This is a genomic window from Acidovorax sp. LjRoot117, assembly GCF_964252695.1.
Classification (GTDB): Bacteria; Pseudomonadota; Gammaproteobacteria; order Burkholderiales; family Burkholderiaceae_C; genus Acidovorax.
In genome coordinates this window covers 147,611-173,647 of the sequence record NZ_CAXUPO020000004.1, presented here as the reverse complement: position 1 = coordinate 173,647, position 26,037 = coordinate 147,611, and the positions used below count along the sequence as shown (strand labels likewise).

Annotated in this window: 23 protein-coding genes; 13 read left to right on the top strand and 10 right to left on the bottom strand. The window is 68.8% G+C overall.

Going from position 1 to position 26,037, the window contains the following annotated elements:
• Window positions 1-18: 18 nt before the first annotated feature.
• The 5 genes from ACSQ3D_RS14010 to ACSQ3D_RS13990 form a co-directional block, all read right to left on the bottom strand.
• On the bottom strand, window positions 19-840 hold the full coding sequence (locus tag ACSQ3D_RS14010; protein ID WP_396504261.1) for a transporter substrate-binding domain-containing protein: 822 nt from the start codon (window positions 838-840) through the stop codon (window positions 19-21).
• Window positions 837-1,700 carry an FCD domain-containing protein gene (locus ACSQ3D_RS14005; protein ID WP_436127453.1) on the bottom strand — a complete coding sequence of 288 codons (864 nt, stop codon included), beginning with the start codon at window positions 1,698-1,700 and terminating at the stop codon, window positions 837-839. Before ACSQ3D_RS14005 ends, ACSQ3D_RS14010 begins: the two co-directional genes overlap by 4 nt.
• Before the next feature lie 126 nt (window positions 1,701-1,826).
• Window positions 1,827-3,341, bottom strand: a complete 1,515-nt coding sequence (locus ACSQ3D_RS14000) for a carboxylesterase/lipase family protein (RefSeq protein ID WP_436127314.1) — start codon at window positions 3,339-3,341, stop codon at window positions 1,827-1,829.
• Window positions 3,338-4,339 carry a Bug family tripartite tricarboxylate transporter substrate binding protein gene (locus ACSQ3D_RS13995; protein ID WP_436127313.1) on the bottom strand — a complete coding sequence of 334 codons (1,002 nt, stop codon included), beginning with the start codon at window positions 4,337-4,339 and terminating at the stop codon, window positions 3,338-3,340. The genes ACSQ3D_RS14000 and ACSQ3D_RS13995 overlap by 4 nt, the downstream gene beginning before the upstream one ends.
• 117 nt (window positions 4,340-4,456) lie before the next feature.
• Window positions 4,457-5,146 carry a TetR/AcrR family transcriptional regulator gene (locus ACSQ3D_RS13990; protein WP_436127312.1) on the bottom strand — a complete coding sequence of 230 codons (690 nt, stop codon included), beginning with the start codon at window positions 5,144-5,146 and terminating at the stop codon, window positions 4,457-4,459.
• A 164-nt stretch (window positions 5,147-5,310) separates the two neighbouring features.
• Between ACSQ3D_RS13990 and ACSQ3D_RS13985 the strand changes: the two genes are divergently transcribed.
• The 4 genes from ACSQ3D_RS13985 (at window position 5,311) to ACSQ3D_RS13970 (ending at window position 9,173) form a co-directional block, all read left to right on the top strand.
• Entirely contained in the window at window positions 5,311-6,735 is a 1,425-nt protein-coding gene (locus ACSQ3D_RS13985; protein WP_436127311.1) for an FAD-binding oxidoreductase, read from the top strand.
• Window positions 6,736-6,823: 88 nt separating this feature from the next.
• Window positions 6,824-7,564, top strand: a complete 741-nt coding sequence (locus ACSQ3D_RS13980; RefSeq protein ID WP_436127310.1) for an alpha/beta fold hydrolase — start codon at window positions 6,824-6,826, stop codon at window positions 7,562-7,564.
• Window positions 7,565-7,665: 101 nt separating this feature from the next.
• Window positions 7,666-8,532, top strand: coding sequence for a hypothetical protein (locus tag ACSQ3D_RS13975; RefSeq protein WP_436127309.1), 867 nt, complete (start codon window positions 7,666-7,668; stop codon window positions 8,530-8,532).
• Window positions 8,436-9,173, top strand: coding sequence for a metallophosphoesterase family protein (locus ACSQ3D_RS13970; RefSeq protein ID WP_436127308.1), 738 nt, complete (start codon window positions 8,436-8,438; stop codon window positions 9,171-9,173). The genes ACSQ3D_RS13975 and ACSQ3D_RS13970 overlap by 97 nt, the downstream gene beginning before the upstream one ends.
• 44 nt (window positions 9,174-9,217) lie before the next feature.
• Here ACSQ3D_RS13970 and ACSQ3D_RS13965 read toward each other — a convergent pair whose 3' ends face one another.
• Window positions 9,218-9,562: an antibiotic biosynthesis monooxygenase family protein gene (locus tag ACSQ3D_RS13965; RefSeq protein ID WP_436127307.1), complete on the bottom strand. Its 345-nt coding sequence runs from the start codon at window positions 9,560-9,562 to the stop codon at window positions 9,218-9,220.
• Window positions 9,559-9,903, bottom strand: a complete 345-nt coding sequence (locus ACSQ3D_RS13960; protein WP_436127306.1) for an NIPSNAP family protein — start codon at window positions 9,901-9,903, stop codon at window positions 9,559-9,561. The genes ACSQ3D_RS13965 and ACSQ3D_RS13960 overlap by 4 nt, the downstream gene beginning before the upstream one ends.
• Window positions 9,904-9,993: 90 nt before the next feature.
• On the opposite strand from ACSQ3D_RS13960, the gene ACSQ3D_RS13955 reads away from it, so the two are divergent.
• The gene (locus ACSQ3D_RS13955) at window positions 9,994-10,755 is read left to right on the top strand and encodes an ArsR/SmtB family transcription factor (RefSeq protein ID WP_436127305.1); all 762 of its coding nucleotides are present in this window, start codon (window positions 9,994-9,996) and stop codon (window positions 10,753-10,755) included.
• Window positions 10,752-11,075, top strand: a complete 324-nt coding sequence (locus tag ACSQ3D_RS13950) for a YnfA family protein (RefSeq protein ID WP_056166658.1) — start codon at window positions 10,752-10,754, stop codon at window positions 11,073-11,075. The genes ACSQ3D_RS13955 and ACSQ3D_RS13950 overlap by 4 nt, the downstream gene beginning before the upstream one ends.
• Before the next feature lie 377 nt (window positions 11,076-11,452).
• On the opposite strand, the gene ACSQ3D_RS13945 is transcribed toward ACSQ3D_RS13950, so the two are convergent.
• Window positions 11,453-13,000: an ABC transporter substrate-binding protein gene (locus ACSQ3D_RS13945; RefSeq protein WP_436127452.1), complete on the bottom strand. Its 1,548-nt coding sequence runs from the start codon at window positions 12,998-13,000 to the stop codon at window positions 11,453-11,455.
• Window positions 13,001-13,285: 285 nt separating this feature from the next.
• Between ACSQ3D_RS13945 and ACSQ3D_RS13940 the strand changes: the two genes are divergently transcribed.
• Together ACSQ3D_RS13940 and ACSQ3D_RS13935 are read left to right on the top strand one after the other, a co-directional pair.
• The gene (locus ACSQ3D_RS13940) at window positions 13,286-13,789 is read left to right on the top strand and encodes a hypothetical protein (RefSeq protein ID WP_436127304.1); all 504 of its coding nucleotides are present in this window, start codon (window positions 13,286-13,288) and stop codon (window positions 13,787-13,789) included.
• Between the two features lie 64 nt (window positions 13,790-13,853).
• The gene (locus ACSQ3D_RS13935; protein WP_056410510.1) at window positions 13,854-14,555 is read left to right on the top strand and encodes a hypothetical protein; all 702 of its coding nucleotides are present in this window, start codon (window positions 13,854-13,856) and stop codon (window positions 14,553-14,555) included.
• Between the two features lie 26 nt (window positions 14,556-14,581).
• On the opposite strand, the gene ACSQ3D_RS13930 is transcribed toward ACSQ3D_RS13935, so the two are convergent.
• The gene (locus tag ACSQ3D_RS13930) at window positions 14,582-15,154 is read right to left on the bottom strand and encodes a BON domain-containing protein (RefSeq protein ID WP_396504248.1); all 573 of its coding nucleotides are present in this window, start codon (window positions 15,152-15,154) and stop codon (window positions 14,582-14,584) included.
• A 247-nt stretch (window positions 15,155-15,401) separates the two neighbouring features.
• On the opposite strand from ACSQ3D_RS13930, the gene ACSQ3D_RS13925 reads away from it, so the two are divergent.
• The 5 genes from ACSQ3D_RS13925 to ACSQ3D_RS13905 all read left to right on the top strand — a co-directional run bounded on the left by ACSQ3D_RS13925 (window position 15,402) and on the right by ACSQ3D_RS13905 (window position 24,401).
• Window positions 15,402-16,472, top strand: coding sequence for a ligase-associated DNA damage response exonuclease (locus ACSQ3D_RS13925; protein WP_436127303.1), 1,071 nt, complete (start codon window positions 15,402-15,404; stop codon window positions 16,470-16,472).
• Window positions 16,469-18,310 (top strand): ATP-dependent DNA ligase, encoded by a 1,842-nt coding sequence (locus tag ACSQ3D_RS13920; protein WP_436127302.1) that lies wholly within the window; start codon window positions 16,469-16,471, stop codon window positions 18,308-18,310. Before ACSQ3D_RS13925 ends, ACSQ3D_RS13920 begins: the two co-directional genes overlap by 4 nt.
• Complete coding sequence (locus tag ACSQ3D_RS13915; RefSeq protein WP_436127301.1) at window positions 18,307-21,132, top strand: ligase-associated DNA damage response DEXH box helicase; 2,826 nt, start codon at window positions 18,307-18,309, stop codon at window positions 21,130-21,132. Before ACSQ3D_RS13920 ends, ACSQ3D_RS13915 begins: the two co-directional genes overlap by 4 nt.
• Window positions 21,133-21,169: 37 nt before the next feature.
• Window positions 21,170-21,904, top strand: coding sequence for a ligase-associated DNA damage response endonuclease PdeM (pdeM, locus tag ACSQ3D_RS13910; protein ID WP_436127300.1), 735 nt, complete (start codon window positions 21,170-21,172; stop codon window positions 21,902-21,904).
• A 259-nt stretch (window positions 21,905-22,163) separates the two neighbouring features.
• Window positions 22,164-24,401 (top strand): NADP-dependent isocitrate dehydrogenase, encoded by a 2,238-nt coding sequence (locus tag ACSQ3D_RS13905; RefSeq protein ID WP_056410531.1) that lies wholly within the window; start codon window positions 22,164-22,166, stop codon window positions 24,399-24,401.
• A gap of 210 nt (window positions 24,402-24,611) precedes the next feature.
• On the opposite strand, the gene ACSQ3D_RS13900 is transcribed toward ACSQ3D_RS13905, so the two are convergent.
• Window positions 24,612-26,027, bottom strand: a complete 1,416-nt coding sequence (locus ACSQ3D_RS13900; protein ID WP_436127299.1) for a hypothetical protein — start codon at window positions 26,025-26,027, stop codon at window positions 24,612-24,614.
• Window positions 26,028-26,037: the final 10 nt, after the last annotated feature.

The window sequence follows — 26,037 nt, the reverse complement described above, 5'->3', positions numbered from 1 at the left end:
GTCACAACGCGCCGTTGATCACAGAGGCAATTCACCTGCAGGCCGGCCCAGCCACTTGCTCGACAGCTTGTCGATGTCGCCCGACTTCTTCGCTTCGGCAATGATCTCGTTCACGCGCAGGCGCAGCTTGTCCTCGCCCTTGGCCACGCCGATGAAGTTGGGGCTGTCTTTCAGCAGCAGCTTGTATTCGGTCTGCAGGTTGGGGTTCTTCATCATGATGGTGCCGGCCGTGGACGCGCTGGTGGCGATGGCCTGCGTCTGGCCCGACACGAAGGCCGAGATGCTGGCGGCGTGGTCTTCGAAGCGCTTGACGTCCACGCCGGCGGGCGCGACCTTGCCCAGTTCCTGGTCTTCCATCGCGCCGCGCGTCACGGCGACCGACTTGCCGGTCAGGTCGGCAAAGCTCTTGATCGACAGGCTCTTGCTCGCGAAGACGGCCTGGAAGAACGGCGCATACGAAGCGGTGAAGTCGATGACCTTCTCGCGCTCGGGGTTCTTGCCCAGCGTGGAGATCACGAGGTCGGCCTTCTGCGTCTGCAGGTAGGGGATGCGGTTGGCGCTGGTCACGGGGATCAGCTCGACCTTCACGCCGAGCTTGGCACCGATGTACTGGGCCATCTCCACATCCAGGCCCTGGGGCTTGAGGTCGGTGCCGACGAAGCCGTAGGGCGGGTAGTCGGTGGGGATGGCGATCTTGATTTCCTTGGCCTTGAGGATGTTGTCCAGCGCGTTCTGCGCGTGGGCGGCGGGTGCCATGAGCGCAGCCGACAGGCCGGCGGCGGCGAGCACGCCCAGGGTCAGGCGGCGGGTCGATGGTGCAGGGGTGCGGCGGATGGTCATAGCAGGGCTCCTAGGTAGGTGGATGCGTCGGCGGGTGCTGCGTCGTTGTCGGACGCGGGGGAAAGGGAACGTGCGGTGGCGGCGCGCGGCTTGCGGGGCCGGGGCTTCTTGCCAGGTGTGACGGGGGTTGCAGGCTGGGCCGGCGTGGCAGCAATGGCGGACCTGGCAGCGCCCGGATCGGCGGCGGGGCTCTTGTGCATGGGCGCCAGCGCGTCGCGCAGCCCCGCCAGCGGGTCGGTGCTGGCCTGCAGGCGCAGTGCCGACTGCACCGAGCCGATGTGTTCGGACATCAGCGCCTCGGCCCGGGCGATGTCGCCGGCCTCCAGCGCCTCGACGATGCGCACGTGGTCCGCGCAGGACTGCGCCGCATCGTGCGACGACTGGTAGAGCATGGCGATCAGCGTGGTGCGCGCCGTGAAGTCGCGCAGCGTGTCGGCCAGCAGGCCGTTGCCCAGGCATTCGGCCAGGCACACATGGAAGTCGCCCAGCAGGAAGCTGCGCACGCCCACGTCGCTGCCCGCGAGCGCCGCCTTCTCGCGCTGCAGGTGGGCCTTGAGCTGGCGCACGGCGGCCTTGTCGACCGACTTGAGCTGGTGCAACAGGCCGAGTTCGATCACGCGGCGCGCCTCGAAGGCCTCGCGGGCCTCGTCTTCCGACGGTTCGATCACATACCAGCCGCGCCGCGCGCTCACGGTGACGATGCCGCGGGTGGACAGGCGCGTGAGCGCCTCGCGCACGATGGTGCGGCTGCAGTCGAACAGCATCGCCAGCTGCTGCTCGCCCAGGCGCGAGCCGGGCGCCAGCTTCTGGGCCATCACGGCTTCGATGATGCGATTGCTGATGTCGTTGGCGGTGGTCATTGCCATCCACCGATTGCAGGTTCCGTGCCAACTGGTATACAAGCTCTGCGCACCAGTCTGGCGCACCCGGGCTGCCCATCAGCGTGCCGGCCGGGCGCCCTCGCCCCGGCATGGGGCATCACCGCCTCAGGTCAGCGCATCCCAGAGGTGCAGCAGGTCGTCGTCCGGCCGGTCGGTGCAGGCAGACGGCGTGCCGAAGCGCATTGTCCAGGCCGGGCTGTCGGTGAACGCGGGCCAGCCCGGGTCGCCCGACACGGCGAACTGTGCCCATGCCGAGTGCATGGCCTGCGACAAGGCCGCCGGCGGCTGCGGACCGGTGAACTCCAGGCCCTGCGGCGTATCGAGGTTGGCAAAGACGAAGGGCAGCTCCACCGCATGCGCGGCCCCCAGGCGGCCCCGCGCCTGGGGCGACGGCCATTCGAAGCTGTAGCGATAGGCCCCGCCCGTGCAGCGCGCCGCCAGGCGCGCGATGCCCAGGGCCGGCGCCCGGTAGTAGTAATCGGCCTGCAAGGCGGCCAGCAGCGCCCCCGGGGTGGCCTGGCCGCCGTCCACGCGGGTGCGGTAGGCGGCCACCAGCGCTGCGGGCAGTTCGGCATCGTGTGCGAACGCATCGACGTGTGCGGGCGTGGCGTGGTCCCACAGGCCCGTGGGCAGGTGGTACAGGCGCATCTCGTCGGCATTGCTGCCCACCAGGACCTGCAGCGCGCGGGCCTGCACGGGGTGGGCGGCCCAGCACTGGTGCATGGCGTGCAGCGGCGGCGCGGACAGCACCTCGCCATCCACCACGGGCCGCAGCGGAAAGAACTGGCGCCCGCCCAGGCCCATGCGGCGGCGCAGCGCCGGGTCGATGGCCAGGCGATGCACGGCCTGCAGCACCGCCGCAAGCGGCGCCTGCGCCAGCGCGTCGCGCTCGGGCGCCACGCCCGCCAGCGCAGCGACGGCTTCGCGGGCTGCGGCGGCCTCCTCCAGCGTCTGGCAGGCCACGCTGGGGCTTTGCAGGATGGCCCGCTGGAACAAGCCCAGCGTTTGCGGCATGCCCAGCAGGCAGGCCAGCGCACCCGCGCCGGCAGACTGGCCCATCACCGTGACACGGCCTGCGTCGCCACCCCAGGCAGCGATGTGCTGCTGCACCCAGCGCAAGGCCGCCACGATGTCGAGCAGGCCGCGATTGGCCGGCGCGCCGGGCAGGTGCACAAAGCCGTCGATGCCCAGGCGGTACTGCACCGACACGAACACCACGCCCTGCCGGGCCCACGATGCCCCGTCGTAGAGCGGGTCGCTGGCCGAGCCCCGGAAGAAGCCGCCGCCGTGGACCCACACCACCACGGGGAGCGGCCCCGCAGCGTCGGTGGCGGGTGGGTCGGGCGCCCAGATGTTGAGCGCCAGGCACTCCGGCCCGCCCACCACGGGCGTGTGGGCCTGCGCCACGCGCGGCAGTTGCGGCGCGGCCGGCGCGAACGCCAGCGCATCGCGCACGCCCTGCCAGGGCGGCACGGGTGCGGGCGCCTGAAAACGCAGCGCTCCAAACGGTGGCTGGGCGTACGGAATGCCGCGGTACACCTGCATGCCCTGTTGCACGCTGCCGCGCAGGCCGCCCCCGTGGGCCAGCGAGACTTCGCAGTGCACAGCGCTGCCGGTCATTCGGTGGCCAGACCCAGCTTGTCGATCAGCGGCCGCCACACCGCCGCATCGCGCTCGGCCCACACGCGCACGTCGCGCGGCGCTGTGGCCGTGAGGCTCACGTTCATGGCGTCGAAGCGGCTCTTGTACTGCGCGTCGCTGCGGCACTTCTCGGTGGCGGCATTCAGGCGGTTGAGCAGCTCAGGCGGCGTGCCGGCGCGCGCCACCACGGCGATCCACGATGGCCGCGCGAGGTCGGCCGCGGCGGGCAGCGCTTCGGCGATGGTGGGCACATCGGGCAGCAGTGGCGAGCGCTGCGCGCCGAACACGGCCAGCGCCGTCAGCTTGCCCGCCTTGACCTGCGCGGCGGCCGTGCCCATCACCAGGGTCATGGCCTGGATCTGCTGGCCCATGAGCGCCGTGAGCCCCGCCCCTTCGCCGACGAACGGAACGTGCGTGCCGGGCGCACCCATCTTGTCCAGCAGCGCGGAGGTGAGCAGGTGCGCCGGGCTGCCCTTGCCCGGCGAGCCGAAGTTGACGCCGCCGGGCGTGGCGCGCGCCAGCCTGTCCAGGTCCTGCAGCCGCGCGATGCCGCTGCCCGCCGGAACGGCCAGCACCAGCGGCGAGGTGCCGAGCACGGCCACGCCATCGAAGTCCGCCAGCGGGTCGTACGGGCGCTGGCGGTACACATAGGGCGTGATCGACATCTGCGACATGCCGATGCTCATGAGCGTGTAGCCATCGGCCGGCTGGCCCTTGAGAAAGTTGACGGCCAGGATGCCGTTGGCACCCGGCTTGTTCTGCACCACCACGCTCTGGCCCAGTTCACGCGCGGCGCAGTCGGCCCAGACACGGGTCATCGCGTCCGACCCGCTGCCCGGCGGCTGCTGCGCCACGAGCTGCAGGGGCTTGGCCGGATACGCCGCCGGCTGGGCCTGGGCGAAGGGCCACCAGGCCGCACAGGCCAGCGTGGCCGCCAGCGCGGCGGGGCGGATGCAATGGGCTTTCGAGGACGTCATGCGGTGTCTCCAGGTGGTGGTGGGCGAAGGGCTGCACGCGCGCGCCAGACCGGGCGCTCGGCCGGGCACTTGGCCGGTTGGGCCCGACCTTGCAGGTGGCGTGCGGTGAAACAGTCGTCAGGTCTTCGGGCCGCGCCGCGCGCCGTGGCGGGCTGCACGTGGCGGTGCGGCGGCCTCGCAGCGGCTGGCGATCAGGCCCGCCAGGCACTGCAGCTGTGCCTGCGGCGCGGCGCTGTCGCCCGCTGCAGGTGCGGTGGCCGTGTCCGGGAACAGCTGCAGCAGCCCCATGCCGCGCAGCGTGGAGAACACCAGCCCCAGGAACGCCGCACGGTCCGGCGCCGTGGCCAGCTCCGGGAACGCGTCGAAGAAGCCATCGCGCATCTGCGCGTTGATCTGCTGGCGCAACTGCGCGATGTGCTCCAGCACCGCGCTCTGGTTGCGGCAACCGAGGTAGATGTTCCAGGCGACGATGAAACGCGGCTGGGCATAGATCAGATCCCACGCGGCCTGCACGAACAGCGTCGCGCGCTGCGCGGCGGGCAGCGTGCGCGCCGGCCAGAGCTGGCCTGCCTCCACGCGCTGCTCCACCAGCTCGCTCAGCACACGCATCATGAGCACGGCCTTGGACTCGAAGTGGTGCTGCACCGCGCCCGAGGTCATGCCGGCCGAGCGCGCCAGTTCGTGGATGGACATCTCCTCCAGGCTGCGGTGCTGGATCACGTCGATGGCCGTGGCGATGAGGTGCTGGCGCGTGGCCGCGCTGCGCTCGGCGTGGCTGCGGCGCTCAGGGATGTTCCGGGTGTTCATGCGGCACAAGCAATATACATTTCAAACGTAATGTAAATGCGGCGCCGTCGCACCCCATCGGGGAATACCCGGTGGGCAACCCTGCCCGCACTGGGGGCCGGCCGCACAGGGCCGGCCCGGCCACCTAGAATGATTTCCAACCGCCGACCTACGGAGACACACCCATGAACGCCCCCACCGCCACCGCCCACCTGATGCCCGAGATCCACCTGCGCGATGTGCCGCAGGCCTTGATCGAGGCACTGCAAAACCGCTTTGGCGCGCAGTGCTCCACGGCCCAGGCCGTGCGCGAGCAGCACGGGCGCGACGAGGGCTCGCTGCAGGCGCCCCCGCCTTCGGCCGTGGTGTTTGCCCAGAACACGCAGGACGTGGCCGACGCCGTGAAGCTGGCCAGCCAGTACGAGGTGCCCGTGATCCCCTACGGCGCGGGTTCATCGCTCGAAGGCCACCTGCTGGCCGTGCAGGGCGGCATCAGCATCGACGTGAGCCGCATGAACCAGGTGCTGAGCGTGAACGCCGAAGACCTCACGGTGACGGTGCAGCCCGGCATCACGCGCAAGCAGCTCAACGATGCGATCAAGGACACGGGCCTGTTCTTCCCCATCGACCCCGGCGCCGACGCGAGCATCGGCGGCATGAGCGCCACGCGCGCCAGCGGCACCAACGCCGTGCGCTACGGCACCATGCGCGAGAACGTGCTGGCGCTGGAGGTGGTCACGGCCAGCGGCGACATCATCCACACCGGCACGCGCGCCAAGAAGAGCAGCGCGGGCTACGACCTCACGCGCCTGCTGGTGGGCAGCGAGGGCACGCTGGGCATCATGACGCAGATCACCGTGCGCCTGTACCCGCTGCCAGAAGCCGTGAGCGCCGCGATCTGCTCGTTCCCGAGCATCGAGGCCGCCGTGCACACCGTGATCCAGACCATCCAGCTGGGCGTGCCGATTGCGCGCGTGGAGCTCATCGACCACCACACGGTGCGCATGGTGAACGCGCACAGCAAACTCTCGCTGCGCGAGGAGCCCATGCTGCTGATGGAGTTCCACGGCTCGCCTGCGGGCGTGAAGGAGCAGGCCGAGACCGTGCAGGACATCGCCAGCGAGTTTGGCGGCCAGGCCTTCGAATGGGCGAGCACCCCCGAGGAACGCACCCGCCTGTGGACCGCACGGCACAATGCCTACTTCGCCGCCGTGCAAAGCCGCCCGGGCTGCCGCGCCATCAGCACCGACACCTGCGTGCCCATCAGCCGCCTGGCCGACTGCCTGCTCGAATCCGTGGACGAGGCCGAAGCCAGCGGCATCCCGTACTTCCTCGTCGGCCACGTGGGCGATGGCAACTTCCACTTCGGCTACCTGATCGACCCCGACAGCGCCGAAGAACGCGCGAAGGCCGAGGCCTTGAACCACACCCTGGTAGCCCGCGCGCTGAGCATGGGCGGCACCTGCACCGGCGAACATGGCGTGGGCATCCACAAGATGGGCTTCCTGCTGGACGAAACGGGGGCGGGCGCGGTGGACATGATGCGGTCTATCAAGCGGGCGCTGGACCCGAAGAACATCTTGAATCCGGGAAAGATTTTCGCGATGTGATCACTGTGGGCGCAGTGTGAGGCGCGCCGTGGTGCCATCCCAGGGCGCTGTGCGGATGCCGCCGTGTGCTGAGCCACTGTCAACGAGCATGCTCACCGTCGTACTCCTGCCTGGCATGGACGGCACGGGCGACTTGTTCGCCCCGTTTGTCGCAGCGCTGGGCCCATCGATCAGAACGGTGGTGGTGCGCTATCCCACGCAGAGTGCGCTCGGCTACCAAGCACTGGAAGTGGTGGCACGGCAGGCACTGCCGCAAGACGGACCCTATGTGCTGCTGGGTGAGTCGTTTTCAGGCCCCATCGCCCTGTCGCTGGCTGCGTCCTGCCCGCCAGGGCTGGCCGGGGTGGTGCTGTGTGCCACCTTTGCGACGAACCCGGTGCCGCTGCTGCACCCCGTGCGCGCGCTTGCGGCCATCACGCCCTTCGAGCTTGCATCCGCATGGCTGGTGCGAAAACTTCTCATGGGCCGGCATACGTCGCCGGATCTGGGGCGCCTGTTGCGCGCTACTCTGGCCAAGGTGTCGGGGGCAGCGCTGCGCGCCAGGGCGGGCGCCCTCTTGAGGGTGAACGTGGTCGCCCAGCTGCGCGCGGTGCAAGTGCCGGTGCTGTACCTGCAAGCCACGGAAGACCGGTTGATCAAGCGCGCATCGGCGGAGGTGATCAAGCGCGCGCTGCCCAACGTGGAGATCGTTCGCATCGAGGCTCCACACTTGCTGCTGCAGGTCGCGCACACCGCTGCCGCAACGGCGGTGGCCGCTTTCTCTGCGCGGGCGGAAGCCGTGTGGAGGTCCGCTGCAGAGCCGGCCGCAAGGCCAGTCGGTACGGCCTGATCCCACAGGTTTTCTCGCCAAGAGTGATGGATTTCACGGCGCGATCCGGTGGCGGCGCCGCATGCGGCGGCCGCCCGGGCGTGCCCATCTATGCTCGACCAATGCCCCAGTTCATTCGCTCGTTCACGCTGCTCATCGCGCTTCTTGGCAGCCTGCTCTTTGGCGCCTTGCTGATCACCTCCCTGCTGCAACCCACCTGGGTCGAGCACACGGCGCGCGACATGATCCGCCAGCACATTGAAAAGAAAACCGGCGAGAAGCTGCAGGCCCTGGATGAGCGCTTTCTGACCGGGCGGGCGCGGCTTCTCTGGCAGGGCAAGGAGCAAGAGATCGAAGCCGCCCGCCAGGCGCTGTCGGCAGGCCTGCCAGCGCGCGTGGCTGCCATAGCCGCCGAGATGGGCATTCCCGCCTGCGAGTGCCGCAAGCGGCGCGAGCAGCGCCTGCAGCTGGAGATCGGCACGGCGCAGCAGATGCAGGCCCGCCTCGACGCGTTGATCCGCACGGCTTACCTCGACACGGCAGACAAGCTGCTGCGCGAGCTGCGCATCTTCAGCGGCGCGAATGCGCTCGCGTTTGCCTTGCTGCGGCTGGCCGCATGGCGGCGCCGCGGTGCACAAGCGGCGGCGCTGGTACCGGCCGCGGCCACGCTGCTGGCGGCTACGCTGATCTGCAGCGGCGTGTACCTGTGGGGCCAGAACTGGCTCTCCACCATCGTCTTCGGCAGCTACGTGGGCTGGGGCCAGTTGGCCTACATTGCGGTGGTGTACGCGTGGCTGTGCGACCTGTTGTTCAACCAGGCCCGCGTGAGCGGACACCTGTGCCACGGCATGGGGAAGCATCTCCGTATCACCTTGCTGAAAATTTTCTCACCATGCGCATCGCTCTCGTCTCCGACATTCACGGCAATCTGGCAGCCCTCGAAGCCGTGGCGGCCGACATCCGCCAGCGCGGCGCCGACCGGGTGGTGAATCTGGGCGACAACCTCTCGGGCCCGCTGCTGCCGCGAGAGACGGCGCAGTGGCTCATGGCGTCGGGCTGGCTGTCGCTGGCGGGCAACCACGAGCGGCAGGTGCTGCACCTGCAGCCCGGGCGCGGAGGCCCATCGGACCAGTATGCGCACGCGCAGCTCACAGAGGCCGAGTTCGCATGGATGCGCACGCTGCAGCACCGCGTGCGCCTGACCGACGACGTGCTGTTGTGCCACGGCTCGCCGCGCAGTGACCACGAATACCTGCTGGAGACGCTGGACGGCCACGCCCTGCGCCTGGCGCGGCCCGCAGAGATCCGCGAGCGACTCGATGTAGAGACTGCGGTGCCTGTGATCGCCTGCGGGCACACCCATGTGCCGCGCGCAGTGCGGCTGGGCGCGCAGTTGCTGGTCAACCCCGGCAGCGTGGGGTTGCAGGCGTACAGCGACGACCACCCCGTCTACCACGCGGTGGAATCTGGCACGCCCGATGCGCGCTACGCGCTGATCACGCTGCACGGCGGCCAGTGGCAGGTGGAGCACATCGCCGTGGCTTACAACCATGACGCGATGGCGCTGCTGGCCGAGCAGCGGCAGAGGCCGGATTGGGCGCATGCGCTTCGCACAGGGTACATGCCCTGACGCAGATCGTGCGCCTCAGGCAGGGCCGCAATGCAGCGCACCGCTCAGCCGTGCACCCGGCGTGAATCCGCTGGCGCCTGTGCGCGGTCGTGCAGGCCGTAGTCGCGCACCACGGCGGCCACGCGCAGGCGGTAGTCGGCAAAGATGCCAGCGCGGCCGGCCTGCTGGGTGCTGCGGTGGGCCTCCACCTGGCGCCAGCGGGCCACGGCCTCTTCATCCCGCCAGAACGAGAGTGACAGCAGCTTGCCGGGCTCGCTCAGGCTCTCGAACCGTTCGATGGAAATGAAGCCGTCCATCTGCTCCAGCGCGGGCCGCAGCGCGGCGGCAGCGGCCAGGTAGGCGTCCTTGCGGCCGTGTGCGGGCAGCACCTCGAAGATCACGGCCATCATGGGGCGGACTCCACAGCGTGCGCGGGCAGGCCCAGCGTGCCTTCGACGCCCTGGGTGAAGGTGCGCTCCTCGCGCAGGATGAAGCGCTTTTCCTGCGCCATCGCAAAGTTGGCGCGGCCTTCGGGGTCGGTGCGCAGGCGGGCGCGGTAGGTCTCGTACGCGGCCAGCGAGTCAAAGCCGATGAGGCCCCACGCCTCGTAGTTGGTGCCCTCGTGCGGCAGGAAGTAGCCCAGCAGGTGGCCACCGCAGCGCGGGATGATCTGCCCCCAGCGGCGCGCGTATTCGGCGAACTGCTCGCGCTGGAAGGGGTCGATGTCGTAGCGGATGAAGCAGGTGATCATGGTGTGATGCCCGGGTCGGGATGCGTGTGGTGTGTGAGGGTTTGACGATAGGCGCTTGACGGCCCGGGATGGTTCGCCCAACATCGAACCATGAAAGACGGCCCCCACATCGCGCGCATTGCCGCGCTCATCGGCGACAGCGCGCGCGCCGAAGTCCTGACCGCACTGATGGCCGACCGCGCCCTCACCGCCACCGAGCTGGCGGACGTCGCCGGCGTCACCAAGCAGACCATCAGCGCGCACCTGGCCAAGCTGCTCGACGCCGGCCTGCTGTCGGTGGAGAGCCAGGGCCGGCACCGCTACTTTCGCCTGGCCGACCGCGACGTGGCGCAGTTGCTGGAGTCGCTGATGAACGTGGCGTTCCGTGCAGGCGCCGTGCGCTTGCGCGCAAGCCCGCGCGAACCCGCACTGCGGCGCGCCCGCGTCTGCTACGACCATCTGGCGGGCGAAGTGGGCGTGCAGTTGCACGAGGCGTTGCTGCGCCAGGGCTATCTGCACGCTGCCGATGGCGGCCTCGCGCTGACCACGGCGGGTGCCGAGTGGTTTGCCCAGCAAGGCATCGACACGGCCGTGGTGGAGCGCCAGCGGCGCATGCTGTGCCGCCCCTGCCTGGACTGGAGCGAGCGGCGCCACCACCTGGGCGGCGCGCTCGGTGCCGCGCTGCTGCAGCGCTTGGTGGAACGCGGCTGGGCGCGGCGCGACAAGGACTCGCGCGTGGTGCACTTCTCGGCCGAGGGCGAGCTGGCCCTGCGCGCATGGACGGCGCCTGCCGCTGGCGAGGCAGCGAGCAACGACACGGCCCACCGCCCCCGTCTGGCGAATGCGAAAACGAAAGCGCAGGTGGGCCTGTGAAGACCTTCGCACTCTTCGTGGCCACAGCGCTGGCCGAGATCGTGGGCTGCTACCTGCCGTGGCTGTGGCTGCGTCAGGGCAAGCCGGCATGGCTGCTGGTGCCCGCCGCGCTGAGCCTGGCGCTGTTTGCCTGGTTGCTCACGCTACACGACACCGCCGGCGCGGGCCGCGTGTATGCGGCGTACGGCGGCGTCTACATCGGCGTGGCGCTGGCCTGGCTGTGGGCAGTGGACGGCATACGGCCCACGCCGTGGGATGTGGCGGGGGTGCTGGTGGCGCTGGCGGGCATGGCGATCATCGTGTGGCAGCCCATGAAGTGAGTAACCGATGGGGTGCAGGCGGATGGATCGATCGCGCTGGCTGCCAGCGTGCGCAGAGCGGGGGTTTGTATTGAGGCTCTGCTGCTCACGCCCCCTCTCCCCAGCCCTCTCCCGCGAGGGGAGAGGGAGTTTTGGGGGGCTGTCTGCGGCTCTGTTGCCGTTGTGTGCGGCGAGATGCAGTGGATAAGAATGCTATACAAAGAATAGCTTTTAGCGCTCGTAGAAAGCGCGCCAGAGGCCATTTCCACCAGAGTCGTACCCTACCCCGGCTTTGACCCCCTCGCCCCTCGCGGGAGAGGGTCGGGGAGAGGGGGCCGTCTTCCGCGCACTACGGCTGCTTCACCCCAGCCACCTTCCAACCAGCAACCCGCCAACCCTCAATTCACCTTGATCAACCGCCAGTCGATGCGGTTGTCCGGCCGCTGCACCAGATCCACGTTCTTCTTCATGGCCCAGGCCAGCATCTGGTTGTGCAGTGGAATGTTGGCCACGGTGTCGTTTTGCAGTTGCAGCCCTTCGGTGAGCAGCCGGTTGCGCACCGGCAGGTCGATCTCGGTCTTCACGCGGTCCACGATGTAGTCCATGCGTTCGTTGCTGTAGCGGCCCAGGTTGTAGTTGCCGTCGCCGCCGGTGGTCTTGGTGCGCGTGAGCGACTGCAGGGTGTACAGCGCATCGAACGTGGGCACGCCCCAGCTGAGCAGCGCGATGCTGGCCTCGTGCCGCTGGGCCATAGGGTAGTAGGTGACGGCCGGCAGCGTGCGCAGCTTGGCCTTGACGCCCACGCGCGCCCACATCGAGGTGATGGCCTGGCACAGCCCTTCGTCCTGGATGATGGCGTTGTTGCTGCAGGCCAGGTCGACCTCGAAGCCGTCCTTGTAGCCCGCATCGGCCAGCAGCGCCTTGGCCGCGTTGGGGTCGTAGGGCAGGCGCTTGTCCACCGCCTCCGTCCAGCCGTTGACCAGCGGCGAGACGATGGCGCCCGTGGGCTTGGACATGCCGCGCATGGTCACGCGCTGCAACGTACCGACATCGATGGCCTGGTAGAGCGCCTTGCGCACCCGCATGTCCCTGAGCGGGTTCTTGCCCTTGATGTTGCTGCCCGGCAGCTCGTCGCGGAACTGGTCCATGGCCAGGTAGATGGTGCGGTTCTCGACCATCTCCATGACCTTGAGATTGGGGTTGGCCCGAAGCCGCTCCAGGTCCTGCAGGCTGGTGTCGCGCACCATGTCGACCTCGCCGGACAGCAGTGCCGCGATGCGCGTGGCCTCGGACTTGATGGGCGTGTAGGTGATCTCGGTCACGTTGCCCTCGGTCTTGCCGGCGTTCCACCACAGCGGGTTGGCGGCGAACACGATCTTCTGGTCGGGCACCCATTCCTTGAGCACGAAGGGCCCGGTGCCCATGGCGTTGCGGTGCGAAAACGTTTCGTCCTTGGCCTTGATGTCCTTGGGCTCCACCGCGTTGTTCTTCTCGGCCCAGGCCTTGCTCATCACGCGCAGCTCGGTCAGCTGGTTGAGCAGCACCGGGTTGGGGTTCTTCAGGAAGATGTCGATGGTCTCGCCATCCACCTTCGCGATGCGGTCCATGCCCTGGGTGTAGATGGCGTAGGTGGACGTCTTGCTCATCGCGCGCTGCAGCGAATACACCACGTCGTCGGCCGTCATGGCCGAGCCGTCGCTGAACTTCACGCCCTGGCGCAGCTTCAGGCGCAGCTGCGTGGGGGTGACCTGCTGCCACGAGGTGGCCAACAGCGGCTCGACCTTGAGCGTGCGGCTGTTGAACATCACCAGCGACTCGTACACCGCCGCATGGATGCCGTTGCCCAGGGCGCTGTTCTGCGAGTGGATGTCCATGGTCTGGATGTCGCTGGAACCGGCCCATTTGAAAGGCTTTGCGCCCGCGATGGCGGGCACCATGCACGCCATCACGGCCGCCAGTGCAGGGGCGGATAGCAGCGAAGAACGATCGAAACGCAGGCGCATACAAACCTCCAATGTGTTGTCAGCACGCAATGTGCAATAGCTCCCCGCTTCTGCGGATATGGAAATCCCTGGGGTGCGGCACCATGGGCGAGCCAAGGGCCTCGCGGTGCATGCACATGACATGCCACCGCCCGGCGCTGCATACGGTCCATTACATCTCTTACACGCAGGCCTGGGAGTTTCACGGCCAGAATCGCCGGTCCTCCTTTGCTCGACCCCGATCCCACCATGCCAGGGCTCTCCCTTCGCACTGTCTTTCGATGGGCCGCCGTCGCGGCCTCTGCCATTGTGCTGGCGGCCATGGCCACGCTGGGCTATCTCTTTGCCGTGGAAGACTACGTGACACGGCCCGGCTCGCCCGTGTACTACCTGGGCATCTCGTCGCTGGTCCGCGATGTACAGGTGCCCGACGGGGCGCAGGGCCGCGAGTACTTCGGCTCGGTCGGCGATGGGAACAAGCCGGCCCAATCGCAATTGAGCTTCAAGGTGCCGCCTGCAACCGCCGATGCGGTCTGGGACGCAATGACCCGGCAACTGCAAAACCTGGCCCTGCACTCCGTCAGCACCGGCGGCAACGACCCGACCGTGGCCAGCAACAAGCACACCGTCTCCCCGGGACTGCGGGAGGCGCAATACACCTCTGCCAAGCACGACCTGGTCCTGCTGACCACTTATGAGGACAGCGATGGGGGAACCCCGTTGATCCGCTTCGAAATCACCCACTTCGATTGATTCGACCAAGACGCCGCCCTTCGTGCCGGGCACTTCCTTTCCTCCACTTCCCCGTTGAACACCCATGTCATCTCGCTCGGACATTCCCAATCGCCTGATCTACACGTGCAATTGCGGCTGGATCGATATTGGCCACCTGGTGTCGGTCGAGAAGCCGGCCAACCGCCATGCGAGCGCCGCCTATCTGTGGAAGGACGTCTCGCTGGAACGCGGCCTGCAGGTCACGGGCAAGCCGGACCACCATCTGGTGATGTACCGCCAGGGGATGCGCAAGTTCGGCCTCTCGCGCGACTTCACGAAGTTCTACTTCATCCGCAAGGGCCTGCCGCTGGCCACCCAGCGCTCGGTGGCGCTGGCGATCTTCAAGGAAGTCTCGTTGGGTTTCGAAGACGTGCAGGCCTCGCTGTCGGCCTTCACGGACAGCGGCTTCAGCGAAGAAGATCTGGTGTCGAACCTGCTCGGCTTCTACGTGGCCGTGCTGGGCAATGTGGACTGGCGCAACCACTGCAAACCGGTGTCGGCAGAAGCCTCGCGCGTTGTCTGGGACACGCTGGGCCCGGTGGGTTCGCGCAAGAACCGCCAGTTCGTCCCCAAGCTGCATGCCTGCGAAGAGTGCAAGACCCAGCACCACATCACGCAGCCCGTGTTCCCACCCATTTTTTCGTCCATCCGCCCGGCCCAGCAAGGCGCAGATTTTTTTGAAGCCACGGACGCCACGCCCGGCCTGCCCGTCCCGGCGCACATGCTGTCCACCTTGTTCGTCTGATCGCGCCGGCGCGTGGCGCGCTACCGCTACCGCTGCTGGAGCGGCTCTGGCGGCGTCGGCGTCGGCGTCAGCGGCGCCAAGGGATAGCGCGCGGCACCACGCGCCGTGCCCACCTGCAGCAGGTTGACCACCCCCATCACGTCGTCCACCAGTTCCACGGCCTTTTCCATCGCCAGCGCCTGCTCGGCCGACTGCACGCAGCCCATCAGCGTGACCAGGCGGCGCTCGCCCAGCACCCACACGCTGGTATCGCCAAAGCGCCCGTCCTCGCGCAAGTAGTGCTGCACCCGCGGGATGATCTCGGCGTCGTACAGGTACGAGTTGGGCAGCCGGCAGCGCCCCACGCGGTGGCAGCTGCCGCCGTGCTGCGAACGCACATGCGCGAGCTCACGCACCTCGGCCTCGGTGTAGAGCGGGCCCTCGGGCACGGGGCAGGCGCGCATGGCGGACGTGACCTGCACGAACGGGTCGTTGAAGGCGTTGGTGCGGGCTGGCGCCGGGGCGCCAGCGCCTTGCGCCAGGGCGACAGACGCCGTGTTGGCCAGGATTGCCACGACGCACACGGAGCGCAGCAGGCGCCCAGTCAGGACGAGGTGCATGGAAACCACTTCCTTTCGGCAAAAGAATGCGCCATGGTACGGCTCAGCGCCCCCCTGTTCGCACCTGCGGATTCCACCCCGTGCTCAGCAACATGCGGCGTTGGCCTGCAGACGGCTGGGCCGATGTGGTGATGATGGCGGACAGTCGCCCAACATCAAGCGCTCACTATTTCATAGCAAAGAGGCTAATTCCATCCAGCGGCAGCACTGCTTTTTATCTGCAGCCCGCGTCCCTGACCATCACGCCATGCCCAGCGACCTCATCGTTCACCGCCCCGAAGGCCTGTACTGCCCGCCCGGCGACTTCTACATCGACCCCTGGCGACCGGTCAGCCGGGCGGTGATCACGCATGCGCATTCGGACCACGCGCGCATGGGCTCGGCGCACTATCTGGCGCACACGGACAGCGAAGGCACGCTGCGCAACCGACTGGGTGCGGACATCGACCTGCAGACGCTGGCCTATGGCGACGTGATTGACCAGCAGGGCGTGCGCGTGTCGCTGCACCCTGCGGGGCACGTGCTTGGCTCGTCGCAGGTGCGCATCGAGCATGGCGGCCAGGTGTGGGTGGCGTCGGGCGACTACAAGCTGGAGGACGACGGCACCTGCCCGCCGTTCGAGCCGGTGCGCTGCCACACCTTCATCACCGAGTCGACCTTCGGCCTGCCCATCTACCGCTGGCCATCGCAGCCGGTGCTGTTCGCTGACATCAATGCCTGGTGGGCTGCGAATGCCGCAGCGGGCAAGGCCAGCATCCTGTACGCGTACGCCTTCGGCAAGGCGCAGCGGCTGCTGCACGGGGTGGACCCGGACATCGGCCCCATCGTCGTGCACGGCGCGGTGGACCCGCTCAACGCCGTATACCGCGCAGCCGGCGTGGCACTGCCGCCCACGCTGCGCGTGACGGACCCGGGCGTCACCAAGGCCGAGCTGCGCCGCGCGCTCGTGCTGGCCCCGCCCTCGGCGGCGGGCACGCCCTGGCTCAAGCGCTTTGGCGAGCATTCAGATGCCTTTGCCAGCGGATGGATGCTGGTGCGCGGCGCACGCCGCCGCCGCGGCGTGGACCGGGGCTTCGTGATGAGCGACCATGCCGACTGGCCCAGCCTGCAAAAGGCCATCGGGGCCACCGGGGCCGAGCGCGTCATCGTCACCCACGGCAGTACCGAGGTGATGGTGCGCTGGCTGTGCGAGCAGGGCCTGGACGCGCAGGTGTTCAAGACCGAATACGGCGCCGACGACAACGAGGACGACGCCAACGCAGCGCCCCCTGCGGCCCCTGCCGAGGAGCCGGGCACGCAACCCGAGGCCGCGCCATGAAGGCGTTTGCCGAGCTGTTCCAGGCGCTGGATGCCACCACCGGGCAGTCGGCCAAGCTGGCGGCGCTGGTGGCCTACCTGCGCGCGGCGCCGCCGGCCGATGCAGCCTGGGCCACCTACTTCCTGGCGGGCGGCAAGCCGCGCCAGATGGTGCCCACCAAGCGCCTCAAAGCCCTGGCGCAAGAGGCCGCCGGCCTGCCCGAATGGCTGTTCGAAGAAAGCTACCAGGCCGTGGGCGACCTGGCAGAAACGCTCGCGCTGCTGCTGCCTGCGCCGGTGCAACCCGTAGACCTGCCGCTGGCCGAGTGGATGGCCCAACTGCTGCCCCTGCGCGCGCTGCCGCCCGACGAGGCCGACGCCCGCCTGCGCGCGCAGTGGGACAGGCTGGCACCCGAGCAGCGCTTCGTGTACTTCAAGCTCATCACCGGCAACTTCCGCGTGGGCGTGTCGCGCCTGCAGGTGACGCAGGCGCTGGCCACGGTGAGCGCGCTCGACCCCAAGCGCATCGCCCACCGGCTCATGGGCTACACGCAGATCGGCCGGCAGCCCGCAGCAGGAGACTACAGCGCGCTCGTGGCGCCCGTGGGCGAGGCTGCGGATGGCGACGCGGGCGATACGGTGGATGCCGGCATGGCAGGCCAGCCCTACCCCTTCTTCCTGGCCCACCCGTTCAGCCAGCCCGTGGCCGAGATGCCTGCGCTGCTCGGCACGCCCGGCGACTGGCTGGTGGAGTGGAAGTGGGACGGTATCCGCGCGCAGATCGTGCGGCGCGGCGGCGCGGTGTGGGTGTGGTCGCGTGGCGAAGAACTGGTGACCGACCGCTTTCCTGAACTGGCCGAGGCTGCCATGGCGCAGTTGCCCGATGGCTCGGTGGTCGATGGCGAGATCCTGGTGTGGCTGCCCGGCGAGCCGCAGCCCCGCCCCTTCGCCGACCTGCAAAAACGCCTGGGCCGCAAGACCCTGGGCCCCAAGCTGCTGCGCGAGCTGCCCGTGGTGCTGGTGACCTACGACCTGCTCGAACATGCGGGCCAGGACCTGCGCCAGCAGCCCCAGCAGGCGCGCCGCGCGCTGCTGGAGGCGCTGCTGCAACCACCGGCCGATGCAGCGCAAGGAACACTCGCAACCACCGAACCGTTCACAGCGGGCTTGCCGAAGCGCGGCGCTGGACTTCGACAGGCTCAGTCCGAACGGATGGTGGAGCTTGCCCCCGAACCCACACCCGCGCCCACGCCCTCTGCCACCATCGCACCGCAGCAGACCCTGCGCCTGAGTACGCTGCTGCACGGCGCCGACTGGGACGACCTGGCGCGCCAGCGCGAGGCCGCGCGCGGCATGGGCACCGAGGGCTTCATGCTCAAGAACCGCCAGGCGCACTACGGCGTGGGGCGCACCAAGGACGTGGGCGTGTGGTGGAAGTGGAAGATCGACCCCATGAGCGTGGACGCCGTGCTCATCTACGCCCAGCGCGGCCATGGCCGCCGCGCCAGTTTGTACAGCGACTACACCTTTGCCGTGTGGAACGGCCCGCCGGACGACCCTGAACGGCAACTGGTCCCGTTCGCCAAGGCGTACTCGGGCCTGACGGATGTGGAGATCGGCCAGGTGGATACCATCGTGCGCAAGACCACGCGCGAGAGCTTCGGCCCCGTGCGCAGCGTGGATGCGACCATGGTGTTCGAGCTGGGCTTCGAGGGCATCGGCAAGAGCCCGCGCCACAAGAGCGGCATCGCGGTGCGCTTTCCGCGCATGCTGCGCTGGCGCAAGGACAAGACCGTGGCCGAGGCGGACACGCTGCAAACCTTGATGGCGCTGTTGCCAGGGCAGGACGCACCGCAATGAGCACCGTTGCCAAGGCCCAGCCGCGCCGCCCGCGCAAGCCGTTGCCCACCGTCGCCCTGAGCGCCGCAGCGGGCTGGATGGCGGCGCGTGGCTGGCAACCCTTCGGCTTTCAGCAAGAAGTGTGGCGCGCCCTGGGCGAGGGCCGCTCGGGCCTGCTGCACGCCACCACCGGTGCGGGCAAGACCTATGCGGTGTGGCTGGGTGCGCTGCAGCACCTGGCGCTGGCTGCGCAGGCACCAGCGCTGGCGCCGACAGGGACATTGCCTGGACGGGCGACACCCCCACCCGTTCGGGCTGAGCCTGTCGAAGCCGGGGCAGGCTCCATCGAGGCTGCGACGTCCTCGGCCAGCACCAGCGACCGCACCGCCCTGCGCAAGCGCCGCGCAGCAGCCCCGCCCCTCACGGTGCTGTGGATCACCCCCATGCGCGCCCTGGCGGCCGACACGCTGCGTGCGCTGCAGGCCCCGCTGCCCGACCTGGCGCCCGACTGGACCAGCGGCCTGCGCACCGGCGACACCGCCAGCGGCGAGCGCGCCGCGCAGGACCGCCGCCTGCCCACGCTGCTGGTGACCACACCCGAAAGCGTGTCGCTGCTGCTGGCCCGCGCCGACGCCCACGAGCGCCTGCGCCATGTGCAACTGGTGGTCGTGGACGAATGGCACGAGTTGGTGGGCAACAAGCGCGGCGTGCAGGCGCAACTGGCGCTGGCCCGCCTGTCGGGCTGGAACCCGGCCTTGCAGGTGTGGGGCATGTCGGCCACGCTGGGCAACCTGCAGGAGGCGCTGGACACGCTGCTGCCCCGCCCTGCCCCGGGCGCCCCCGCGGCACCACCGGCCGTGCTGGTGCAGGGCCGCGTGGACAAGGCGCTGCAGGTGCAGGTGATGCTGCCGGCCAAGGTGGACCGCTTTGCCTGGGCCGGGCACATGGGCCTGGCACTGCTGCCGCAGGTGGTGGAGTCCATCGAGGCCTGCGCATCCTCCTTGGTCTTTACCAACACGCGCTCGCAGGCCGAGCGCTGGTACCAGGCCCTGCTGGAGGCGCGGCCCGACTGGGCCGGCACCCTTGCGCTGCACCACGGGTCGCTGAGCCAGGACGTGCGGGCCTGGGTGGAGAACGGCTTGAAAACCGGCCTGCTCAAGGCCGTGGTCTGCACGTCGAGCCTGGACCTGGGCGTGGACTTTTTGCCGGTGGAGCAGGTGCTGCAGATCGGCTCGGCCAAGGGCGTGGGGCGGCTGGTGCAGCGTGCGGGCCGCTCGGGCCATGCGCCGGGGCGCACGTCCAGCATCACGCTCGTGCCCACCCACAGCCTGGAGCTGGTGGAAGCCGCCGCCGCACGCCACGCGCTGGCCCAGGGCCGCATCGAAGACCGGCACACGCCGCGCGCACCGCTCGATGTGCTGGTGCAGCACCTGGTCACCATTGCGTTGGGCGGCGGCTTCGAACCCGATGCGCTGCTGGCCGAAGTGCGCCGCGCCCCGGCCTACGCGCAGCTGGCCGACAACGACTGGCAGTGGGCGCTGCAGTTCGTGCGCCAGGGCGGGGCCTCGCTGGCCATCTACCCCGACTTCCAGCGCGCCGCGCCGGATGAAGAAGGCATCTGGCGCGTGCCCGATGCGCGGCTCGCGCGCCGCCACCGCAGCAACATCGGCACCATCGTGAGCGACGCCAGCATGCAGGTGCAGTTCGTGAGCGGCGGGCGCCTGGGTTCGGTGGAAGAGAGCTTCATCGCCCGGTTGCGCAAGGGCGACGTGTTCATGTTCGCCGGCCGCCTGCTGGAGCTGGTGCGCACCCAGCAGATGACGGCCTACGTGCGCATCGCCCCCAAGGGCAGCGCCGCGCTGCCGCGCTGGAACGGCGGGCGCATGCCGCTGTCGAACACGCTGGCCGACGCCATGCTGGAGATGCTGGAGCAGGCCGAACGCGGCGTCTACGCATCGCCTGAGATGCAGTGCGCCCAGCCGCTGCTGGCGCTGCAGCACGCCTGGTCGGCCCTGCCCACGCCCAGCCGCCTGGTGGCCGAGACCCTGCATACCCGCGAAGGCTGGCACCTGTACCTGTACCCGCTCGCGGGCCGCCTGGTGCACCTGGGCCTGGCGGGGCTGCTGGCCTGGCGCGCATCGGAGCAGGTGCCCAACACCTTCTCCATCGCGGTCAACGACTACGGGCTGGAGCTGCTGTCCGCCAAGCCCGTGGACTGGGCCGCGCTGCTGCCGCGCCTGATCGGCGAGGGCACGCACACCACCATCGGCAGCGGGTTGGAGGACGAAGTGCTCGCCAGCCTGAACGCGACCGAGATGGCGCGCCGGCGCTTTCGCGAGATCGCGCGCATCGCGGGTCTCATCTTTCAAAGCCACCCGGGCGAGCAGCGCAGCAGCCGCCAGCTGCAGGCCTCGTCGTCGCTGTACTACGACGTGTTCGCGCAGTACGACCCCGACAACCTGCTGCTGGCCCAGGCCCGCGCCGAGCTGCTGGCCAACGAGCTCGACATGGAGCGGCTGGCCCGCACGCTGCGCGGCATGCAGGCGCAGACCCTGTCCATCCATGCGCTGGAACGCCCCACCCCGTTCGCCCTGCCGCTGATGGTGGAGCGCTTTCGCGAACGCCTGAGCACCGAAACGCTGGCCGACCGCCTGGCGCGCATGGTGCAGGCGCTGGAGAAGGCCGCCGACGACACCACCGGCACCCACCTCGCCGACAATACCGTGGCCCCGGCCGACATGGCCTGGGACGTCCCCGACGGCGCCACCGCATCCCCCCGGCGCGCACGCCGCGGCGACGCCGGTGCCGCGCCGCGCCGACCCCGGGGACGCCACGGATTCTGAGCACGACGACGAAGACGACGACCGACCGACCTTGCCCGTGACCGCAGACACCGACACCACCACCGCCCCTTCGCTGGCATCCCCACCTGCTGGCGCCCACGCCATCACTCTGCCCTGCAGCACCGCCCTGTGGCTGCTGCCCCAGCGCGCCGTGTGGTGGCCCGCCGCGCGCATGGCCTTCGTGGCAGACGTGCATTTCGGCAAGGCCGCCACCTTCCGCCGCGCAGGCCAGCCCGTGCCACACGGCACCACGGCCGACAACCTGGCCCGGCTCGACACCGTGCTGGCCGTGACGGGCGCGGAGCACCTTGTCTTTCTGGGCGACTTTTTGCATGCCCGCAGCGGAGCCGACGAACGGCTGTGGCAGCAACTGCAGCCCTGGCGCCAGCACCACGCGCACATCGCCATGACCCTGGTGCGCGGCAACCACGACCTGCACGCGGGCGACCCGCCGCGCGCCCTGGGCATCGACCTGGCCGACGAGCCGTGGCAACCCCTGCCAGGCGCCCCGGTGGCCGCCTGCCACCACCCGCAGACCGCGGAAGGCGCCACTGTGCTGGCCGGCCATCTGCACCCCACCACCACGCTGTACGGCCCGGCGCGCGATGCCATGCGGCTGCCCTGCTATGCCCTGACGCCCGGGCTGCTGGTGCTGCCGGCATTCGGTGCCTTCACGGGCACATCGAGCCAATCGGTGCCGCCGATGGCGCGGCGGTTTGCGGTGGTGGGGGACCGCGTAATGGCCATCACGCTCCCAGCTGCGGCCCGTTGAGCCCTGGTGCTTGGCCCTGCCTGCCATGGGGTTTAGCGTTTTTTTTGAGAACCCCTTTTCGCTTGGCGAATGCCCATGCCTGCATGGAAACGAGCGAAAAAAATGTGTTTACCCACCCGTAAATTTTGCATCGTGGAATTCGATTGCAAAAACCGGGGCCCGAGAAAGCGCCAAGGAAGGAGAATGCGAGAGCATCCGCGTTTGGCCTCTGTCCTGCACCGGTAGGGGCCGTCCACATACTCGTTTCGTGAGACAAGCCATGACGACTCAGCAACCGACCATCATCTACACCCTGACCGACGAGGCACCTCGCCTGGCCACGGCTTCCTTTCTTCCCATCATCCGCACCTTTGCCGCACCGGCCGGCATCAACGTGGCGGAATCGGACATCTCCGTGGCCGCCCGCGTGCTGGGCGAGTTCCCCGAGTTCCTGAAGGAAGACCAGCGCGCGCCGAACACGCTGGCAGAGCTGGGCAAGAAGACGCTGCAGGCCGATGCCAACATCATCAAGCTGCCCAACATCAGCGCGTCGGTGTCCCAGCTCAAGGCAGCCATTACCGAGCTGCAGGGCAAGGGCTACGCACTGCCCGACTACCCGGACCAGCCCAAGGACGACAAGGAAAAGGACATCAAGGCCCGCTACGGCAAGTGCATCGGCTCGGCCGTGAACCCCGTGCTGCGCGAAGGCAACTCCGACCGCCGCGCGCCCAAGGCCGTCAAGGAATACGCGCGCAAGAACCCGCACAGCATGGCCGAGTGGAGCCAGGCCTCGCGCTCGCACGTCTCGCACATGCACGCCGGCGACTTCTACCACGGTGAAAAGTCCATGACGCTGGACCGCGCCCGCGAAGTCAAGATGGAGCTGATCACCAAGAGCGGCAAGACCATCGTCTTGAAGCCCAAGGTCGCGCTGCTCGACCGCGAGGTCATCGACAGCATGTTCATGAGCAAGAAGGCGCTGCTGGCCTTTTACGAAAAAGAGATCGAAGACGCCCGTAAGACCGGCGTGATGTTCTCGCTGCACGTGAAGGCCACGATGATGAAGGTCTCGCACCCCATCGTGTTCGGCCACTGCGTACGTATCTTCTACAAGGATGCTTTCGAGAAACACGCCAAGACCTTCGACGAGCTGGGCGTGAACGTGAACAACGGCATGGTCGACCTGTACAGCAAGATCGAGACGCTGCCGCAAAGCCAGCGCGACGAGATCAAGCGCGACCTGCACGCCTGCCACGAGAACCGCCCCGAGCTGGCCATGGTCGATTCGGCCAAGGGCATCACCAACTTCCACTCGCCCAACGACATCATCGTGGACGCCTCCATGCCCGCCATGATCAGGAACGGCGGCAAGATGTGGGACGCCAACGGCCGCCTGAAGGACGTGAAGGCCGTGATGCCCGAGTCGACCTTCGCCCGCATCTACCAGGAGATCATCAACTTCTGCAAGTGGCACGGCGCGTTCGACCCCAAGACCATGGGCACGGTGCCCAACGTGGGCCTGATGGCCCAGCAGGCCGAGGAATACGGCTCGCACGACAAGACGTTCGAGATCGCCGAAGACGGCGTGGCCAACATCACCGACCTGGCCACGGGCGAAGTGCTGCTGTCGCAGAACGTGGAGCAGGGCGACATCTGGCGCATGTGCCAGGTCAAGGACGCCGCGATCCGCGACTGGGTGAAGCTGGCCGTCAACCGCGCCCGCAACTCGGGCATGCCCGTGGTGTTCTGGCTCGACTCGTACCGCCCGCACGAAGCGCAGCTGATCACCAAGGTCAAGATGTACCTGCACGAGCACAACACCACGGGCCTGGACATCCAGATCATGAGCCAGGTGCGTGCGATGCGCTACACGCTGGAGCGCGTGATCCGCGGCCTGGACACCATCAGCGCCACCGGCAACATCCTGCGCGACTACCTGACCGACCTGTTCCCCATCATGGAACTGGGCACCTCGGCCAAGATGCTGTCCATCGTGCCGCTGATGGCCGGTGGCGGCATGTACGAAACGGGTGCCGGCGGCTCGGCGCCCAAGCACGTGCAGCAGCTGGTGGAAGAAAACCACCTGCGCTGGGATTCGCTGGGCGAGTTCCTGGCACTGGCCGTGTCGTTCGAAGACCTGGGCCTGAAGACCGGCAACGACAAGGCCAAGGTCCTGGCCAAGACGCTGGATGCCGCCACGGGCAAGCTGCTGGACAACAACAAGAACCCCTCGCCCAAGACCGGCCAGCTGGACAACCGCGGCAGCCAGTTCTACCTGGCGCTGTACTGGGCGCAGGAACTGGCCGCGCAGACCGGCGACGCCGCCCTGGCCGCCAAGTTCGCGCCCCTGGCCAAGCAACTGGCCGACAACGAGCAGAAGATCGTGGACGAGCTCAATGCCGTGCAGGGCCAGCCCACCGACATCGGCGGCTACTACCTGCCCGACACCGCCAAGCTCGACACCGTGATGCGCCCCAGCAAGACGCTGAACGACGCGCTGAAAAGCGTCGCAGCCTGAGAGCCACGCCCCTGAGCCGCTGTGCGCTGTCCCCGACAGGGAACGCGCCAGTTATCCAGGGGGAGGGCGGATGGTGATTTATTGATGAAATAAGCCTCTACCGCGCTCCCAATAAGCGCTAGCAGCTATATTTTTCATAGCGCATTAAAACAAAGGCCCTGCTGACCAGCAGGGCCTTTGTGCTTTGCGGAGCCTGTTGCCGTCGTGGGCTCAGGGCCGTGTGCGGTCGTACCCCCGGCTGGCCAGGGGCGCCGGCACGTAGTCGGGCAAAAACGCGCAGCCCTTGCCGAAGGCAGCTTCGTTGGCAGGGCACTGCTGGGCGATGCTCTCGGGCGTGGGTTTGACGCCTTCATCCGCCCAGCGCAGCAGCGCGGTCAACAGCGTGGGGTAGGTCGGGTCGCTCAGGTAGCTGTGGGTGTTGTGGCGCGTGAAGGTCTGCACCAGCCGCGCGCCGCTGCCGCCCTGCTCCATCGTGGCCTTGAACTGCGCGTCCAGTTCGACGAACGCGGTGGGGTCGTCCACGCCCTTCACCGTCAGCACCGGCACGGGGATGCGGCCCGTGGGGTCGGTGTCCTGGCCGAAGCGCGCCACGGCCTGTGGGTCGGCCTGGTAGCGCAGCACGCCTGCGTTGAGCGCCGCATCGTCCGGCGAACCCTTGTAGACCACGCCCCGGTTGCCGAACGGGCTGGCGCCGCCGGTGCGGTGCTGCACCACGTCGCGGAAGTGGAAGGTGGCCCAGTTCATGTGGCCCTGGATGGAGCTGGCCGGAATGCGGATCACATCCGCGATGGTCTTGACCTTGGCCTGCTGCTCCGCCGTGCGCTCTGCGGCCGGCTTGTTCAGCCCCAGGCATTCGTTGAGCCGCGCCTGCAGGTCGTTTTGCGACATGGTGGCATCACGCGGCAGGCCGATGTTGAGCGGGTAGGCCGCCTCGGTGGGCCGGGGGTGGTTGTGGCACAGGTACTGGTAGACCACGCGCAGGTCGGTGCGAAAGTCGTACGACCGCGTGCCGCCCGCCAGCACGCCGCTGGTCAGCAGCACCGCGTCGTACGGGCGCTTGCCGTCGGCCGTGCGCTGGAACATCCCGGCCCCCTGGGCCGCCACGCTGGCGCCCCACGACTGGCCGTGCAGGATGGTGCGCTGCGGCTGGGCCACGTGCTGCACGAAGATCTGCCGCAGGCGTTCGGTGTCCTCGGCCGCGGCGCGCACTTCCACGCCGCCCTGGCGGAAGGTGCTGCCCGCCCAGGCATAGCCCGCGCGGACCATGATGGACCAGCGCTCCAGGTCCTCCACCGACCGTTCGGGCTTGGGCGCGCCCAGGGCCGGGCCGCCGTGCGCGTGCAGCACCAGGCGCTGGTTCCAGGTGGTGGGCATGGCGATCAGGTAATAGGCCCCGGCGGAATCCTGGCCTGCGAGGCACTTGGCGATGGCGGCCAGCTCCTTGGGACAGGCCGTCGCCGTGGGCGCCGCCTCGCGGGTGGCCTGGCCCGGCACCGCCTGCGCAGCCGAGGGCGCACGGGGTGGCACCGGGGCGCAGGCGGCCACCAGGCCGGCGAGCGCCACCAGTGTGAGGCGTGCGGGCAGGGGCGTGCGCGGGATGAGGGGATGGTGCTGCGTTGCAGTCATGCGGTTGTCT

Excerpts from the sequence above, each read along its gene's own strand:
- ACSQ3D_RS14010 (WP_396504261.1), bottom strand. The coding sequence starts at position 840 with ATGACCATCCGCCGCACCCCTGCACCATCGACCCGCCGCCTGACCCTG.
- ACSQ3D_RS14005 (WP_436127453.1), bottom strand. The coding sequence starts at position 1,700 with ATGACCACCGCCAACGACATCAGCAATCGCATCATCGAAGCCGTGATG.
- ACSQ3D_RS14000 (WP_436127314.1), bottom strand. The coding sequence starts at position 3,341 with ATGACCGGCAGCGCTGTGCACTGCGAAGTCTCGCTGGCCCACGGGGGC.
- ACSQ3D_RS13995 (WP_436127313.1), bottom strand. The coding sequence starts at position 4,339 with ATGACGTCCTCGAAAGCCCATTGCATCCGCCCCGCCGCGCTGGCGGCC.
- ACSQ3D_RS13990 (WP_436127312.1), bottom strand. The coding sequence starts at position 5,146 with ATGAACACCCGGAACATCCCTGAGCGCCGCAGCCACGCCGAGCGCAGC.
- ACSQ3D_RS13985 (WP_436127311.1), top strand. The coding sequence starts at position 5,311 with ATGAACGCCCCCACCGCCACCGCCCACCTGATGCCCGAGATCCACCTG.
- ACSQ3D_RS13980 (WP_436127310.1), top strand. The coding sequence starts at position 6,824 with ATGCTCACCGTCGTACTCCTGCCTGGCATGGACGGCACGGGCGACTTG.
- ACSQ3D_RS13975 (WP_436127309.1), top strand. The coding sequence starts at position 7,666 with ATGCCCCAGTTCATTCGCTCGTTCACGCTGCTCATCGCGCTTCTTGGC.
- ACSQ3D_RS13970 (WP_436127308.1), top strand. The coding sequence starts at position 8,436 with ATGCGCATCGCTCTCGTCTCCGACATTCACGGCAATCTGGCAGCCCTC.
- ACSQ3D_RS13965 (WP_436127307.1), bottom strand. The coding sequence starts at position 9,562 with ATGATGGCCGTGATCTTCGAGGTGCTGCCCGCACACGGCCGCAAGGAC.
- ACSQ3D_RS13960 (WP_436127306.1), bottom strand. The coding sequence starts at position 9,903 with ATGATCACCTGCTTCATCCGCTACGACATCGACCCCTTCCAGCGCGAG.
- ACSQ3D_RS13955 (WP_436127305.1), top strand. The coding sequence starts at position 9,994 with ATGAAAGACGGCCCCCACATCGCGCGCATTGCCGCGCTCATCGGCGAC.
- ACSQ3D_RS13945 (WP_436127452.1), bottom strand. The coding sequence starts at position 13,000 with ATGGCGTGCATGGTGCCCGCCATCGCGGGCGCAAAGCCTTTCAAATGG.
- ACSQ3D_RS13940 (WP_436127304.1), top strand. The coding sequence starts at position 13,286 with ATGCCAGGGCTCTCCCTTCGCACTGTCTTTCGATGGGCCGCCGTCGCG.
- ACSQ3D_RS13935 (WP_056410510.1), top strand. The coding sequence starts at position 13,854 with ATGTCATCTCGCTCGGACATTCCCAATCGCCTGATCTACACGTGCAAT.
- ACSQ3D_RS13930 (WP_396504248.1), bottom strand. The coding sequence starts at position 15,154 with ATGCACCTCGTCCTGACTGGGCGCCTGCTGCGCTCCGTGTGCGTCGTG.
- ACSQ3D_RS13925 (WP_436127303.1), top strand. The coding sequence starts at position 15,402 with ATGCCCAGCGACCTCATCGTTCACCGCCCCGAAGGCCTGTACTGCCCG.
- ACSQ3D_RS13920 (WP_436127302.1), top strand. The coding sequence starts at position 16,469 with ATGAAGGCGTTTGCCGAGCTGTTCCAGGCGCTGGATGCCACCACCGGG.
- ACSQ3D_RS13915 (WP_436127301.1), top strand. The coding sequence starts at position 18,307 with ATGAGCACCGTTGCCAAGGCCCAGCCGCGCCGCCCGCGCAAGCCGTTG.
- ACSQ3D_RS13905 (WP_056410531.1), top strand. The coding sequence starts at position 22,164 with ATGACGACTCAGCAACCGACCATCATCTACACCCTGACCGACGAGGCA.
- ACSQ3D_RS13900 (WP_436127299.1), bottom strand. The coding sequence starts at position 26,027 with ATGACTGCAACGCAGCACCATCCCCTCATCCCGCGCACGCCCCTGCCC.